Origin of the sequence: Brevundimonas sp. DS20 (assembly GCF_001310255.1) — a bacterium.
Classification (GTDB): Bacteria; Pseudomonadota; Alphaproteobacteria; order Caulobacterales; family Caulobacteraceae; genus Brevundimonas; species Brevundimonas aurantiaca.
The window spans coordinates 399,746-414,891 of sequence record NZ_CP012897.1 but is presented as its reverse complement, the minus strand read 5'-3'; the positions used below and the strand labels follow the sequence as shown (position 1 = coordinate 414,891).

The window sequence follows — 15,146 nt, the reverse complement described above, 5'->3', positions numbered from 1 at the left end:
GCCAGAAAGTCGCCTCAAACGGCCCTCTCCCTCGAAGTCTCGATGGTCTTCGAACGGATGGTCGTCATGCCGCCAGCACGCCTCGCCGGTCTTGTCGCCGCACTACTAGTCGCGCTTCAGGCGTCCACCCAGACCTTCGCCTGGCTTTATCGCTATCATGTGACGCTGGGGCCGGCGCTCCGGCTGGACGAGACAGGCGTCTACTGGCCCTGGATGATCCTCGTCTGGCGCCAGAGGTTCGGGGCGGCGGAGGGGGACGCCTTCGCCCTGCCGCTCTCGGTCTTCATGCTCGTGATGGCCGCGGGCGCCGGGGGCCTGCTTCTGTTCGACGGCGGCGCCGTGAAGCGAACGCGCGGGTGGGGCGGCCTGGCGGAGGCTCGCCGTGCGGGCCTGAGGCACGACGCGGGGTGCGTCCTCGGGCGGTTGCAGGGCCGTCTTCTGGCGACGACCGACCTGCGCCCGACGCTCGTGACGGGCGGGACCCGCGCGGGGAAGGGACGGGGCCATGTCGTCCCCACCCTGTTGAGCTGGACCGACAGCGTCCTGGTCCATGATCCCAAGGGGGAGCTGTGGCGGGTGACCGCCGGTTGGCGCGCCCAGCACAGTCATGCGCTCTACTTCAACCCGCGAGACCCGGCGTCCGCGCGCTTCAATCCTCTGGCGGAGATCAGACCGGGGCCCCAGGAACTGGCGCAGGTCCAGCGGCTGGTCGCCATCCTCAGCGATCCGGGAGGCGCACGGGACGACGAGGCCATCTGGGACAAGGCGGCGTCCGAGATTCTCGAAGCCGTGATCCTGCACGTCCTCTACACGGCGCCGGACGCGGACAAGACGTTGTTGACGGTGAGAACGATCCTCGCCGATCTGGACGCCGCCGCCGACGTCATGGTCCGGACCCTTCATCGTCTGGGTCCCGAGGGCGTCCCCGAGGTCCATCCGTTCATCTCCACGGCGGTGAAGGGCTACGCGGCGATGCACGACCGCTTTCGCACCTCGGTGCAGGGCACGGCGCGCAGCTATCTCAAATGGCTGGCCGGCGACGATCTGGTTCGGGCGATGTCGGCATCGGATTTCGCGCTCGGCGATCTGATGTGCGCCGAGGCGCCGGTCTCCCTCTATGTGCAGGTCGCTCCGGCCGACGCCGTCGCCTTGCGACCGGTGATCCGGCTTCTCTTCTACGCGGCGGCCCAGGCCCTGACCGCCGCAGAGCACGCCGACGACGCGGGCCGCGAGAAGCGCCGGCGCCTTTTGATGCTCATGGACGAGTTCCCGCTGCTGGGCCGACTGGCCTTCTTCGAGAAGTCCCTGCGCCTGATGAGCGGCTACGGCATCAAGACAATGTTCGTCGCCCAGTCCCTGAACGACATCGTCGAGACCTATGGGGCCAACAACACCATCCTCGACAACTGCCATGTCTACACCGCCTTCAGCGCTCTCGATCCGCTAACACAGGACAAGGTGTCCAAGCTCACCGGCACCGTGCTGGAGCGGAAGACCAGCCGCAGCGGTCCGGCGGGGCTGGGCGCCGGCCGGAGCTCGGTGTCCCGCTCCGAGATCGAACGGCCCCTGCTGGAGCCGGGCGAAGTCCGGGCGCTGCCGGACGAGGTGCAGCTGACCTTTGCGGCAGGGCACAGACCGCTGCGGACACGCAAGGTCCTCTACGACAGGGAGCGGCCCTTCCGGACGCGCGCGGACCTGCCGCCGCCGGATCAGGCGGCTGGCGTCGACACGCCTGGCGCACCGGTTCACCCATGGGCGGGACGACGGGGGCTGGGCGAGGATCCGGAGGCGGCCCTGCCGCTGTTCAAAGAGGTGGAGGCGGCGATCCATGACCGACGCGTCGCCGCCAGGGCGGCCGAGACCTACGAGCGGATTTCGACCGCCTTCGCGGCGGAACAGGCGGTGCTTGACGGGTTGCAGGGAGGCGGGGATGGGCGGGCGTGAGACCGGGGCGACGCGGGTTCAGGTCTATCTCACCGACCCCCGCGTGGTCGCCGCCCTGCAGCGGGAAGCGCGCTCGGCCAATATTCCGATCAGCCAGGCCGCCGGACGCTCGCTTGCGAAGGGCCTGGCCAGAAGCCTCCCCGCCGATCCGGACGACCGTCTGCTTCAGCTCGACCGCGCGCTAAGAGACCACATGCGGTCGACGGCGCGAGACGTGCAAATCATCCAGGAGCTGGTCATCGAGGTCGCCCGCGCCTTCTTCATGCGTTTGCCGGACGCCGTCACGGATCAGGATCCTGTCGCCCGCGCCGCAGTGGACCGCCGGATCGAACAGCTTCTCGATGACACGGCCGCCCGGTTGATCTCGGGCGGCAGGCCGCAGCGCGGGACGGCCGAATGAGCGTCCATCCTATCGTCGGCGAACGGAAGCTGGAGGCGCTTCGCCACGCGCTGGGGCCCGACATCCTGGAGGCGCTCACCGATCCGCTTGTGGTCGAAGTCCTCGTCAACCCGGATGGGCGCCTGGTCCTGGATCGCGTCGGGACCGGGCGCGCCGATACCGGCCACGAGTTGGAGTCAGAAGCCCGGGAACGGGTCATCCGGTTGATCGCGGACTATGTCGGGGATCCGGTCACCCGGGAGAATCCACGTCTGGCAGGGGTACTTCCGGTCACCGGGGAGCGGTTCCAGGGGTTTCTCCCGCCGGTAACCGCCGCGCCTGCCTTTTCGATCCGGAAACGACCCGCCGTGATCTGGACCCTGGATGACTATGTCCGTGACGGCGTGGTGACGGAGGGGCAGGCCGAGGTCCTGCGCGCCGCGGTGCGGGATCGCCGGAATCTGCTGATCTCGGGCGGTACGGGTTCGGGGAAGACGACGCTGGCCAATGCGCTGCTCGCAGAGCCGGCGTTTGCGAACGACCGTGTCTTCCTGATTGAAGATACGCCCGAACTTCAATGTTCCGCGTGGGATCTCGTCGCCACCCTCACACGCCGCCACCCTGTGCCGATCGGGGTCGTCGACCTGGTCCGTGACGCTTTGCGCATGCGACCTGATCGGATCGTCGTTGGAGAAATGCGCGAAGGGTCGGCGGCGCTCGAAACCCTCAAGGCCTGGAACACCGGGCATCCGGGCGGCCTTTCGACGATCCACGCGAATTCCGCCCGCGAGGCTGTGTCCCGGATCGAGGATCTGATCGCCGAGGTCGGGCCAGCGATCCCGCACCGTATGATCACCCAGTCCATCGACATCATCGTCCACATCCGCCGGACCCGGACGGGCCGGGTCGTCGATGACCTGCTGCCCCTTGAAAGCTGACGAGGGTACCGCGCGCTGGAGCTGAGAGGCAGCTCCCCCATAGGCCTGAAATATCCGCGTGATTGCAAATCGTGCGGATGTGTGGTTCGTATTCGACGAAAATATCGACGAATACGATCACAAGGATGCTCATTCGTGACTCAGAAACGCGAAAAATTCCGTGAACTGGCGGAAGGTCGCACCACCAAGGCGCTCGATGCGATCGCCCGGATCGGCAACCTGTCGAACCGGCAGGTCTATGAGTACGAGGACGTGGAGGTGAAGAAGATCATGCGGGCGCTGCGTGACGCCGTCGCGGAGGTCGAGGCCCGCTTCGAGGCTCCCCGGACCCGCAAGTCCGGCTTCAAGCTGTAGGCCGCCATGACCCAGTCCAGCATCACCCCGATCCTTATCGACGATGTCGATTTCCTCGTCTCGACCACCATCGAGCGTTGCCCGCGCACCATGATGGTGCGGGAGTTGGCCAAGAACGCAATGGAGGCCGCGTCCCTCGCGCCCGAAGGCAGTCGTCAGGTCATCTTCCGCACTGTGACGTTCAACGACACGCCCAAGCTTGCGATCTGGAACACCGGACCGGGGATGGACGCCGCCGAGCTCTACCGGATGTGCGATCTAGCCTCGTCCATCCGCAAGCAGAAGGGCCTGGACGCGAACTTCGGGATGGGCGCGAAGGTGGCGTCCCTGCCGTCCAACCGACTGGGGATGGTCTATCGCTCCTGCAAATCCGGCGCGGTCAATGAGGTGATCCTCTGCGAGCGCGACGGGCGGTACGGGCGTCTTCGGCGAACGCTGGAGAACGGCGACCTCGTCGAGGTCATCGATGTGACCGAGCTGGCCGCCGAGGAAGGATACGACCTGACGGAGGACTGGACGGAAGTTCGCCTGCTGGGGAACGAGGCGGATCAGGAGACCGCCCGTGCGCCTTACAACGGCGATCCGGTGGTCGATGCGCAGTGGCTGGCCACCTACTTGTATCACCGGTTCTACCGCCTGCCTGAAGGCGTGCGCGTGACCCTGCTGGCTGGAACGCACAAGCTCGGAGACGGGACCCGGGCTTTCGAGCCCCTGCCGCGACGCGCCGCCGCCGGAGCCTTTGAGCGGACCGAGACGGTCGAGGCGCCGGGCGGCGTGAAGATTCACTATTTCTACGACCCGCCCTATGAGAAGTCGCCGAGCCATAACCGCTCGATCAGCGGCGCCATCCAGTCGGCCCTGAGTCTCGCCGGCGTCGTCTATCGCGACGAGCTTTATGATGTGAAAACCGGGCGCGGCTGGTCCATCAACGCCCCCCTGTTCGGCATCCCCTTCGGATCGAAGCACATCTCTGTCCATATCGAACTGCCGGACGACGCAGACGTGCTGCCGGAGGCCTACCGTCAGTTCCTGCGATACCAGGCTGGTGAGCAGGACACCGTTCAAGCCGCCCATTTCGGCGACCTCGTCGCCCAGCATCGCCCCCAGTGGCTCATCGACGTCATTCGGTCGTTCGCGCCGGAGAGCACCTCCAGCGACGACATCCGTGACGAACTTCAGAAGCTGCTCTACGACCTGCGGGTTCGCCGGGTCTCCCCGAGGCCGACGACCACGGGAATCCGTCTGGTCGATACAGCGAGCGGCGTGGGCGCCCAACCCCAGCGTGACGGCGAGGGCGGAGCCGGCGGGGCCTCCAGGCCGAAGACAAAGCATATCGATCTGAACCTTGCCCCGCAGGGGTCGAAGGCGGCCGATCTCTGGAAAGACCGCGAACGCGCGCCCGAGATCGTCCTGCTGAGGACAGCCGAGGAGATCGAGGAGAAGCAGCTGAAGGGGCGGGCCGGTCGGTATTATGAGAACGGCCAGCTGTTTCTCAACATGCTCTATCCGTCGATCGGCGAGATGAAGGATGCGCTCGAGGCATCCTATGCGACCGTCGCCGACCTCGACACCATGCGTGAAGCCGCCGTTAGACAGGCGGAGAAGAGCATGGTCCTGCGCGTCGGTCGGGCGGTGGTGTTCGCCCTGGCCAAGCAGCTCAACAAGGAATGGGATCCCGACGCCGTGCGTCACGCCCTCGCGCCGGAAAGCCTGAGCCTGGCGGCCGACGATTTCTACGACTCCATCCAGAGCGCCCGTCGAAGCATGGGGCGTCAGTTCCGTCCCAACCGACAGGGGGAGGAGGCGCAGGTCGAGGACGAGGACGACTTCCTGCGCGAGACCGCCTGACTCGGCTCAGAGACTGTCGGCGCGATCGTCGACATCGATGGACGACCGCCTCGACCGCGTGTCCGCCGTCTTCCAGGCGGTCGCGGACGTCTTGGCGGGCCCCTGTTTAAGGGGCCGCCGGCATCCGCCGGTCCCATGCTGATCCGTCGCAGGCCACGCCCGACAATATTCGGCGGTCCGACAAGCTTCTGACGTCATGCGCTTCGCGCTTTCGGGAGGCCTGGCGTCGATCCGATTCTCTCGTCGGCGCCCTGTCGCGCATTCCGGCGAAATCCGGACGCATTGAGGTCTGAAGTCAATGATGACGGGCCCTCCGGGTGAATCGAAGAAAGTCGCGGACGACTTGCGCCGTTGCAAGACTTTGATGGACGGTCGCTGGATTTCGAGGGCGATCTAGAAGCAAGACTCCGCCGTAAAAATATATTCACAGGCCGCGTTGACAGGCTGTGGATGGTTTTGCTTGCTGTGGATCGTCAACGCCGACCTTCCGGCCCGACCACAGGAACTCAAACCATGCGACGTTTACTTCAACGTGGCCTTTCGGCCGCGACGGTGACTTGCGGCCTGTTCTTTGCCGGACAGGCCCTGGCGGGCGGATCCGGGATGCCCTGGGAGGGACCGCTCCAGCAGATCGTGGAATCGATCACCGGGCCGGTCGTCCAGGCCGCCGCCGTCGTGGCGGTGGTGTTGTTCGGCGCCGGGGTCGCCATGAGCGAGAACGGATCGTCCATGCGGCGAGGGCTCGGGATACTCTTCGGCCTCTCGATCGCCTTCGCCGCCTCGACCTTCTTCCTGCAGTTCTTCGGCTTCGCCGGCGGGGCGGAGATCGCCTGATGTCCGAGACGTCGTCCGATCACCGCCCGCCAGGCTGGGATCTTCCGGTCGCGGCAGCCCTGACCGAGCCGGTCACCCTGGCGGGGATGCCTCGCGACTACGCCATCCTGATGGGCACCGTGGCGGTTGTGTTGGGGCTGGCGCTGCGGATCTGGTGGCTGGGCCTCCTGTGGTGGGCGGTCGCCCACGCGATCGGACTCTACGCCGCACGGGCTGACAAGCGGTTCTTCGACGTCCTTCGCCGCCATCTGGCCCTGCCGGGCCATCTCGATGCGTGAGACCTGAGCATGCGCTTTCTGGATGAACATCGCCGCCGGCCCGCGCTTCTGGCCGATCATCTGCCCTGGGCGGCCATGGTCGCTCCCGGGGTGGTGCTGAACAAGGACGGCTCCTTCACCTGCGGCCTGCGGTTCCGGGGGCCGGATCTGGAGTCAGCCTCCGACCTGGAGCTGATGTCGGTTCGAGCGCGGCTCAACAACGCCCTGAAGCGTCTGGGCAGCGGATGGTGCCTCCATGTCGAGGCCCGTCGCCGCCCCGCCCAGCCCTATCCCACGAGTGAGTTCGAGATCGCCGCGGCCTGGCTGGTCGACGCCGAGCGCCGCTCCCTCTTCGAGACCAGCGAGCCGGCCTACGAGACCGACTATCGGGCGGCCCTGACCTGGCTTCCGCCGGCGGACCAGACCCGCCGGGTGGAGCGCGTCCTGTTCGACGGCGCAGATCCGGCGAGCCGGGACTGGCGCACCGCCCTGGACGCCTTCGCCCGCGAGACCGCGCAGATCGTCGACCTTCTGGCCGACGCCCTTCCGGAAGTCGCGATGCTCGACGACGTGGAGATCCTGACCTGGCTGCACGACTGCGTGTCTCCGAGGTCGGTCCGGCTCGCGCTGCCCGCGACGCCGATGTTCCTCGACGCCTGGCTGGCGGACGCGCCCCTGCTCGGCGGCGTGTCTCCGACACTGGACGGCCAGACGCTCAAGGTGGTCTCGGTGCGGGGGCTTCCGGCGAGCACGCGGCCGGGACTGCTCGACGCCCTCGGGGCCTTGCCCTTCCCCTATCGCTGGAGCGCGCGCTGGATCGGTCTGGACAAGGCGGACGCCGAGGTGGAGCTCGTCAAGTTGCGCAAGCGCTGGTTCGCCAAGCGCAAGGGGGTCGGGGTTCTCCTGCGCGAGGCCATCACCAAGGAGGAGGTCCCGCTCCTCGATACGGATGCGGCGGCCAAGACCGACGAGTGCGACGGCGCGCTCGAAGCCCTCGGCTCGGACGCCTGCGCCTACGGCTATCTGACCACGACGATCACGGTGATGGCGCGCGATCCCGAACGGGCGGCGGAACAGGCCCGGGCGATCGAGGCGACGCTCAACGCCCAGGGTTTCGTCGCCCGCACCGAGGACCTGAACGCCGTGGAGGCCTGGCTGGGCTCCCTGCCGGGCGAGCCCTATGCGGATGTGCGTCGGCCTCTGGTCTCCACCCTGAACCTCGCCGACCTCCTGCCGGTCTCGGCGGTCTGGGCCGGACCGACATCGGACCCGCGCCTGCAGGGGCCGCCGCTCGCGGTCGCGAGGACCAGTGGATCGACGCCGTTCCGGCTGGCCCTGCATGTGGGCGACGTCGGCCATGCGATGGTCGTTGGGCCGACCGGCTCGGGCAAGAGCGCGCTGCTCGCCTTCCTCGCCCTTCAATGGTTCCGCTATCCCGAGGGGCGGGTCGTGGTTTTCGACAAGGGCCGCAGCGCGCGGGCCGCGGCCCTGGCGGTCGGCGGGCGCTGGCATCCGCTCCAGCCCGGCGGCGCGTTCACCCTCCAGCCCCTGGCGCGCATCGAGGATGACGGCGAACGGGCCTGGGCCTCGGAGTGGCTGGCGGATGCCGTCCGGCTCGCGGGCCTCGAGCCGACGCCGCGCATTCGCGAGGAGATCTGGGCCGCGCTCGGCGCCCTGGCCCAGGCCCCCGTGGCGCAGCGGACGCTGACCGTCTTCACGGCCCTGGTCCAGGACAAGGCCGTGGCCGCGGCTCTCGAGCCCCTGACGCTCAAGGGGCCTCATGGCACCCTGATCGACGGCGTCGCTCCGGAAGACGAGACGCTCGCCGCCTTCGAATGCTTCGAGCTCGAGAGCCTGATGGCGACCCCGTCGGCGGTCGCGCCTGTACTCGCGGCGCTGTTCCACGAGATCGAGCGCGGCTTCGACGGCCGGCCGACCCTGTTGATCCTCGACGAGGCCTGGCTGTTCCTCGGCGAGACGGCGTTCGCCGCCCGTATCCGCGAGTGGCTGAAGACGCTCCGCAAGAAGGGCGTGGCGGTGGTCTTCGCCACCCAGTCGCTCGACGACGTCGTGCGCTCGTCGATCGCCTCGGCCCTGATCGAAAGCTGCCCGACCCAGATCTTCCTGCCCAACCCCCGCGCGCTCGAGCCGGCCTCGGCGGACCTCTACCGGATGTTCGGTCTCAACCGCCGCCAGCTGGAGCTGATCGCCTGGGCCACCCCCAAGCGCACCTACTACCTGCGTCAGCCCGAAGGGCGGCGGCTTTTCGACCTCAAGCTCAGCGGAGCCGGGCTCGCCCTCTGCGGCGCCTCGTCTCCCGAGGACCAGACTCTCATCGAGAGCGTGCTGGCGGCTCTCGATCCGGCCGATCCGCGGCCTGACCGCTTCGCCCGCGAATTCCTCAAAGCCAAGGGAGTCCATCATGTCGACAACGTCTTCGACAGCTTCGATCCGGCCGTCGCCCATCGTCTCGCGGCCGAATAGCCGACGCTGGCTCTGCGGGCTTGCAGCGCTTTCGCTGACCCTTGCGGCGGCGCCCCAGCCGGCGAGCGCGCAATGGGCGGTGTATGACGCCAAGGCCGATGTCGAGGCGATGCTCTCGGCCGCCAGGCAGATCGAGAGCCTCGCCAATGAGGCTCGCACTCTGGCCAATCAGGCCCGCAGCCTCGCCGCTTCGCCCTACAGCCATCTCGCGGGATCGTCTGAGACCCTGCGCGACATCGGCGAGCTGGCGCGCACGGTCCGGGGGACGGCCTCGACCCTCGATGGCGTTCAGCGGCAGTTCGCGGATCTGTATCCGGACGATCTCTCCCTCTCGGACCTCACGGCCCTCGGCGCCGATCGGTCCACGACCGCGCGCCGGACCGCCGAGGACCTGGCGCGCACGGCGGCCGAGCTGGAGCGACTGGCCCAGAGCCGCGACGGCCGCCTGCGCGGGGCCATGGCCGCGAGCGAGGCGGCGGAGGGCGAGACGGCCGCGATCCAGTCCTCGACCCAGATGCTGTCCGTTCTGGCCGAGGATCTGGCCAGCATGCGGACCGTGCTTCTGGCCCAGTCCCGGCTGATGGCCGAGGGCGCGGCGCGTCAGGCCGCCGACCGCGAAGCCGCGATCGAGGCGCGCCGCCGCTTCTGGGAACGGGGGACCGCCACGCCGGCCGCTCCGTCCTTCAACCCCTTGCCCCACGCCCGGGACTGAGGAGCGCTGTCATGGCCGGCCCCGGAATGGAGACCCCGAACGAGCTGATGGTGGTGTTTTCCAACACCGTCACCGCCGGCTTCGACGCCCTGTCCGGGTCGGTCAACGGTGTCTTCGGTCTGCTGATCGCGCTCGTCGTGGCCCTGACAGGGATCCAGTGGGCGCTCTCGCCCAACAGGGAGGTCCTGGCGTCCGGCTTCGGAAAGGTCCTGCTGATCGGCGCCTTCGCCTGGATCATCAACGACTGGCAGGCCCTGTCCGAGACCCTCTACGCCGGGTTTCTGGAGCTGGGTCTGACGGCCGGGGGAGGCTCGCTGTCGCGCGAGGAGTTCCTCAACCCTGGAGCCATCCTTCAGCAGGGCTGGGAGATCGTGAAGGCCCTGGGAGAGACGCCGGCCCCGGTCGAGAACCCGCTCGACGTCATGGGCAATATGGCCGACGCCCTGATTCTCGGTCTGGCGATGATCGGCATCATGCTGGCCTTCGCCATCCTGGCCCTGCAGATCATCGTCTCCCTGCTCGAGTTCAAGATCGTCACCCTGGGCGGCTTCGTCCTCCTGCCGTTCGGCATCTGGAACAAGACCGCCTTCCTGGCCGAACGACCGCTCGGCTATGTCGTCTCCTCGGGGCTCAAGGTGCTGGCCCTGGCCATCGTCGTCTCCGGCGCGCGGACGATCTTCGACCAGCTTCAGCCCTCCGCCAATCCCGACATCTATGAAGCCCTCACGATCCTGGTCGCTGCCCTGCTGCTGGCGATGTTGGCGATCTTCATCCCCAACCTGGCCTCGGCCCTGGTGACCGGCGGCCCCGCCCTCGGGGCGGGCGCGGCCCTGACCAGCGGGCTCGCCGTCGCCGGGGCGGGAGCCCTCGTCGCCGGCGGGGTCGCGGGCGTCGGCGCCATGGCCGGACGGGCCGCGGCGATCGGCGGGTCGTCGCGATCCGCCGCCGGGGCCGCGTCCGCGGCGCGACCATCGGGACCCGGCCCTTCCTCGGGAGGCGCGCCCTCGGGCGGCGGACCGCGGCCATCACCGGGCCCTGGACCCGGATTGGGGCCCGCCGGGCGCACGCGAGATCCGGCGCCCTCCACCGGCGGCGCCGCGCCGACCTCGGGCGCTGCGGCGGCCCCGAGTTCTCCCACCCCGGCGCCGTCGGAGGCGCCGCCCCCTCAGCCGGATTCGTCCGGGCCGCCTCCGGGCCAGGCCGGGCCCCAGGCTGAGACCCGTTCCCGGCCGTCCCTGTCCGAGGACCGGTCGTTGGGCGGGGGCGCGAAGGGGGGACGCGCCGCCGGCCGATCCGCCGCCCTCCAGGCCTTCTTTATCGCCAACTCCGGTCGCGCCCTGATGCCGGCCGGCGAGAACAGCGGCGCCCTCAAGCCCACCGTCAGATCCGAGGATTGAGCATGCATCCCTTCTTCAAGCCCAAGCGCGCCCTGACTGCGTCGCCCGAGGCCACTCCCTACCAGAGGGCAGGCCAGGTCTGGGACGACCGGATGGGGCTCTCCATCGCCCATGCCCGCAACTGGCGCCGTATCGCCCTGGCCAACCTCGCGCTGGCGGCCTTTCTCGGCGCCGGCTGGTGGGTCCAGGCCGATCGGGCGGTGGTGCGGCCCTTCGTCGTGGAGGTGTCCGACTGGGGGCAGACCCAGAGGATCACGGCCCTGGACGGCCGGTACGAACCGACCGAGGCCCAGACCGGTTATGCCCTCGCGCAATGGATCCGGGACGTTCGGTCGAAATCGATCGATCCGATCGTGATCCGGCAGAACTGGCTGCGCGCCTACGACCTCCTCACGCCGAAGGCCTCGGCCTTTCTGAACGACTGGGCCCAGGCCAATGATCCGTTCGCGGAGGCCGGCCGCGAGGCGGTCAATGTCGAGGTGCTGAACGTGGTCCGCCGCAGCGACCGCACCTTCGACCTGCAATGGCGTGAGACCCGGTTCGTGAACGGCCAGCAGGCCGGGGCCGAGCGTTGGCGCGCCCTGATCACCGTCGCCCATCAGCCGCCGCGCAACGAGGCCGAGCTGATGCGCAATCCCCTTGGCCTCAAGATCGAGGATGTCTCATGGACCCCCGACGCTTCCTGAGCGTGACCGCCCTTTCGGCGTTCGCCGCTATCGCGCTCTCCGGCTGCGCCCTGCTGCGAGGGCCGGACGCCGACCCCGTCATTTTGGCCGAGGCGATCACGCCCGAGGTCCCGACCCCCGAAGTCGCGCCCGAGCCCGTCCTTTCGTCTGAGGCGGACCCGGCTCCGCCTCCCGTAGAGCCGGACTCCACCGCACGACCCTACCTCGAGGCGGTCGCCCAGGCGGAGCCGCCGCGTCGACGTCGTGCCGAGACGCCGCCGCCGGAGACGCCGTCCGGACGCGCCGCGATCGCACAAGCCAATCGATCCGCTCGCGCCGCCTCCAGCGCCGACGGCTTCGTGGGCGGAGTCCAGGTGTTCGGCTGGTCCGACGGTCGGGTCTACGAGGTCTGGACCGCCCCCCTGCGGGTCACGACCCTCACCCTGGCGCCGGGCGAGACGGTCACGGCCAAGGCGGCCGGGGATACGGTGCGCTGGCAGATCGGCGAGAGCCAGTCGGGCGCCGGCGCCTCCGCCCGGACCCATGTCCTGATCAAACCCCTGCAGGCGGGTCTGGAGACCAACCTCGTCCTGACCACCAGCCAGCGGGTCTATCTCCTGACCTTGCGCAGCGGCGCCGCCGACGCCTTCAACGCCGCCATCGCCTGGGATTATGGCTTCGCCGCCTCGAGCCGCCCGGTCGCCGACCCGCTGTCGGGCCTGCCGCCGGTCGATGTGCAGGCGGCGACGCCTCAGGGGCCCCTCGACGCCCGCTACAGGATCGAGGCGCGAGGCCGCTCCCCGCGCTGGGCTCCGACCGCCGTCTTCAATGACGGCGCACGGACCTTCATCACCCTGTCGCCGGGAGCCTCGATCGATGAGGCGCCGGCCCTCTTCGTCCGGGCCGGCGAGGAACTCCAGCTGGTCAACTACCGGCAGGCAGACGGCGTCCTGATCGTCGACAGGCTGTTCGACGAAGCCGAGCTCCGGCTCGGAGACCGTCGTCCGCAAATCGTCCGCATCCGTCGCATTCCGGGAGCCGCCCGATGACCGATCCCAATCTCTCTCCAGACACCCCTCGCGACGACGTCGCCCCGCCTCCGTCCACCCCGACAGCGACGCCCAAGGCGCCTCCGCCGCCCCTGATGGGCCGGGCGCCGCGGCCGGGCGCCGTCCGCATCCGCAAGCTCGTCGTCCAGGGCGCGGTGATGGTCGCCGCCCTGCTTGTGTCCGGCTCGCTCGCCTGGGCCTTCGTCGTCCAGCCGCAGATGACGCGTCAGGCCCGGGACGCCGCCGAGGCCGGTGGCGCGGGCGAGGCCCGGGGCAGCGTTCGACCCTCGGAGCGGGTGACCGACCAGCCCGCGAGCTATGACCGGCTCGCCCGGGCGGACGCCTTGCCGGAGCGCCGGGGCGCCACGCCGGAAGATGAACCTCCCGTCGCCTCGCCGCCGCCCGCTCGCGTGCCGGCGCCCTCATACGCCGCGACGCCCAGAGGGCCGCGACCGGTGGAGCAGGCGGCGGCGTCCGGGCTGTTCTTCGGAGGCCCGTCGAGCGGGGCCGCCGCTCCGGCCGGAGGCGGGCGATCGGATGCGCCGCCGTCCCCGGCGATGCGGGACTATGGCGCGATCTACAGTCCCCACGGCCTCCTGGCGCCGGTTTCCCCCTATGAGCTGAAGGCCGGCGCCATCATCCCGGGCGTGCTGCTGACGGCCGTGGACACCTCGCGTCCCGGCCCGGTCGTGGCCACGGTCAGCCAGAATGTGTTCGACTCCATCACCGGTCGCCATCTCGTCGTCCCGCAGGGGACGCGCCTGATCGGACGCCACGAAGGCGAGAGCGCCCACGGCGACCGTCGGGCCTTCCTGGTCTGGGATCGGCTGATCCTTCCCAACGGCAAGAGCCTGATCCTGTCCGAAGAACCGGGCGTGGACGCGCAGGGCGCGGTCGGCGTGCGGGGAGAGGTGGATCGAAGGCTTCTGCCGCTCGGCGTGGCGACCCTGTTCGCGGGCGCCATCACGACCCTGGGCGAACTGGCGCGCGGCGGATCCGAGGACCGCTCGTTCGCCGCCAGTGCGGGGAGCGCAGCCTCGATCGAGGCCTCCCAGGTCGGCGGACGGCTCGTCGATCGCGAGCTCGGCGTCCAGCCGTCCATAAGGGTCCGGGCGGGGGCTCCGGTTCGGGTGATGATCACCCGCGACCTCATTCTGGAGCCGTACCGCCGATGACCCGTCTTCGTTGTCTTCTCGTGGCGGCCGTCGCGCCCGCCGTCGGCCTCTTCGCCGTCGGCGGGGTCGCGGCGCAGCGGCCCGCCGTCGCCCTGATCAATGAGAGCCCGAGCCTGCCTCGGGGCGTCTATGTCCGCGCCGACGCCCGGGACATCGAGCGCGGCGCGGTGGTCGCCATTCGTCAGCCCGAGATCGTGCGGCCCTATCTCTCGCGCCAGGGGATGCCCGGCGAGGTGCGGCTGATCAAACGGGTGGCGGCGACGGGCGGCGAGATGGTGTGTTCGGACGGCCGGTGGCTGATCGCGCCGATGCGCACCGTCCGCATCCACGCCCGGGATAGCGCGGGCGTCGCGCTTCCGGCCTGGCGAGGCTGTCGCAGGCTCGCCGCCGACGAACGACTTCTGCTCGGCGATACGCCGTCCAGCCTGGACAGCCGGTACTTCGGGCCGGTGAGGACCGCCCAGATCGAGGGCGTCTATCGGGAGACCCTGACATGGTGAGCCACCTTCTTCCTCTTGCCGCCGTCATCGCCATGGCGGCGACGCCGGTCGCGGCCCAGACCCGCGTCGACTGGCGTCCGGCCGGCGGCGACCTGTTCGTGGGCGTCGTTCCGGAAGCACCCGCACCGGAGGCCGCTGGCCTCGAGGCCGTTCGTCTGGCGGACCTTGACCAGCCCTTCGCCGACGCCATCGCCGAAGCGGCCGACCGGCATGGTCTGGATCGCAAGCTGCTCCATGCCCTGGTCGTGGTGGAAAGCGCCTATCGCGCCCAGGCCTGCTCTCACGCCGGCGCCTGCGGCCTGACCCAGCTGATGCCGGGCACCGCCGCGGATCTCGACGTGCGCGACCGTTTCGATCCCTATGAGAATCTGCGGGGAGGGGCCGACTATCTGGCCCGGCAGATCCTCCGCTTCGGCGACCTCCGCCTTGCCCTCGCGGCCTATAATTCGGGACCGGATCGGGTCGCCCGGCTGGGCCGGATCCCGAACATCACCGAGACCCAGAATTACGTCGTCTCGGTGATCAACTGCTACCTGGCGCTCACGGCGGGGCGCGGGGTGCGATCGTCGCGGGAATGCGTCCCGGCGGAGGCCGGGCTGTGACCTTCGCG

The 15,146-nt window shown here is 69.4% G+C and carries 15 protein-coding genes; all 15 read left to right on the top strand.

Annotated features, from left to right (window positions below; translation table 11 throughout):
• Positions 1-66 precede the first annotated feature (66 nt).
• The 15 genes from JL11_RS02045 (at position 67) to JL11_RS01975 (ending at position 15,138) form a co-directional block, all read left to right on the top strand.
• Positions 67-1,944 (top strand): type IV secretory system conjugative DNA transfer family protein, encoded by a 1,878-nt coding sequence (locus tag JL11_RS02045; RefSeq protein ID WP_082382754.1) that lies wholly within the window; start codon positions 67-69, stop codon positions 1,942-1,944.
• Positions 1,931-2,344 (top strand): hypothetical protein, encoded by a 414-nt coding sequence (locus JL11_RS02040; RefSeq protein WP_054764207.1) that lies wholly within the window; start codon positions 1,931-1,933, stop codon positions 2,342-2,344. The genes JL11_RS02045 and JL11_RS02040 overlap by 14 nt, the downstream gene beginning before the upstream one ends.
• Entirely contained in the window at positions 2,341-3,261 is a 921-nt protein-coding gene (trbB, locus tag JL11_RS02035; RefSeq protein WP_054764206.1) for a P-type conjugative transfer ATPase TrbB, read from the top strand. The genes JL11_RS02040 and trbB overlap by 4 nt, the downstream gene beginning before the upstream one ends.
• Before the next feature lie 135 nt (positions 3,262-3,396).
• Entirely contained in the window at positions 3,397-3,615 is a 219-nt protein-coding gene (locus JL11_RS02030; protein ID WP_054764205.1) for a hypothetical protein, read from the top strand.
• A 6-nt stretch (positions 3,616-3,621) separates the two neighbouring features.
• The gene (locus tag JL11_RS02025; protein ID WP_054764204.1) at positions 3,622-5,463 is read left to right on the top strand and encodes an ATP-binding protein; all 1,842 of its coding nucleotides are present in this window, start codon (positions 3,622-3,624) and stop codon (positions 5,461-5,463) included.
• 513 nt (positions 5,464-5,976) lie between these two features.
• Complete coding sequence (locus JL11_RS02020) at positions 5,977-6,297, top strand: TrbC/VirB2 family protein (RefSeq protein WP_054764203.1); 321 nt, start codon at positions 5,977-5,979, stop codon at positions 6,295-6,297.
• Entirely contained in the window at positions 6,297-6,575 is a 279-nt protein-coding gene (locus JL11_RS02015) for a VirB3 family type IV secretion system protein (RefSeq protein ID WP_054764202.1), read from the top strand. The genes JL11_RS02020 and JL11_RS02015 overlap by 1 nt, the downstream gene beginning before the upstream one ends.
• Positions 6,576-6,584: 9 nt before the next feature.
• Positions 6,585-9,038: a conjugal transfer protein TrbE gene (gene trbE, locus JL11_RS02010; RefSeq protein WP_054764201.1), complete on the top strand. Its 2,454-nt coding sequence runs from the start codon at positions 6,585-6,587 to the stop codon at positions 9,036-9,038.
• On the top strand, positions 8,977-9,750 hold the full coding sequence (locus JL11_RS02005; RefSeq protein ID WP_156314136.1) for a conjugal transfer protein TrbJ: 774 nt from the start codon (positions 8,977-8,979) through the stop codon (positions 9,748-9,750). Before trbE ends, JL11_RS02005 begins: the two co-directional genes overlap by 62 nt.
• Positions 9,751-9,761: 11 nt before the next feature.
• On the top strand, positions 9,762-11,147 hold the full coding sequence (gene trbL / locus JL11_RS18125) for a P-type conjugative transfer protein TrbL (protein ID WP_261339035.1): 1,386 nt from the start codon (positions 9,762-9,764) through the stop codon (positions 11,145-11,147).
• Positions 11,148-11,149: 2 nt separating this feature from the next.
• Complete coding sequence (gene trbF / locus JL11_RS01995) at positions 11,150-11,833, top strand: conjugal transfer protein TrbF (RefSeq protein WP_054764199.1); 684 nt, start codon at positions 11,150-11,152, stop codon at positions 11,831-11,833.
• Positions 11,812-12,861: a TrbG/VirB9 family P-type conjugative transfer protein gene (locus JL11_RS01990; protein ID WP_054764198.1), complete on the top strand. Its 1,050-nt coding sequence runs from the start codon at positions 11,812-11,814 to the stop codon at positions 12,859-12,861. The genes trbF and JL11_RS01990 overlap by 22 nt, the downstream gene beginning before the upstream one ends.
• On the top strand, positions 12,858-14,036 hold the full coding sequence (locus JL11_RS01985; protein ID WP_082382561.1) for a TrbI/VirB10 family protein: 1,179 nt from the start codon (positions 12,858-12,860) through the stop codon (positions 14,034-14,036). Before JL11_RS01990 ends, JL11_RS01985 begins: the two co-directional genes overlap by 4 nt.
• Positions 14,033-14,536, top strand: coding sequence for a S26 family signal peptidase (locus JL11_RS01980; RefSeq protein WP_082382560.1), 504 nt, complete (start codon positions 14,033-14,035; stop codon positions 14,534-14,536). Before JL11_RS01985 ends, JL11_RS01980 begins: the two co-directional genes overlap by 4 nt.
• A complete protein-coding gene (locus tag JL11_RS01975) occupies positions 14,530-15,138 on the top strand; it encodes a lytic transglycosylase domain-containing protein (RefSeq protein ID WP_054764196.1) in 609 nt (202 codons plus the stop codon). Before JL11_RS01980 ends, JL11_RS01975 begins: the two co-directional genes overlap by 7 nt.
• Positions 15,139-15,146 lie beyond the last annotated feature (8 nt).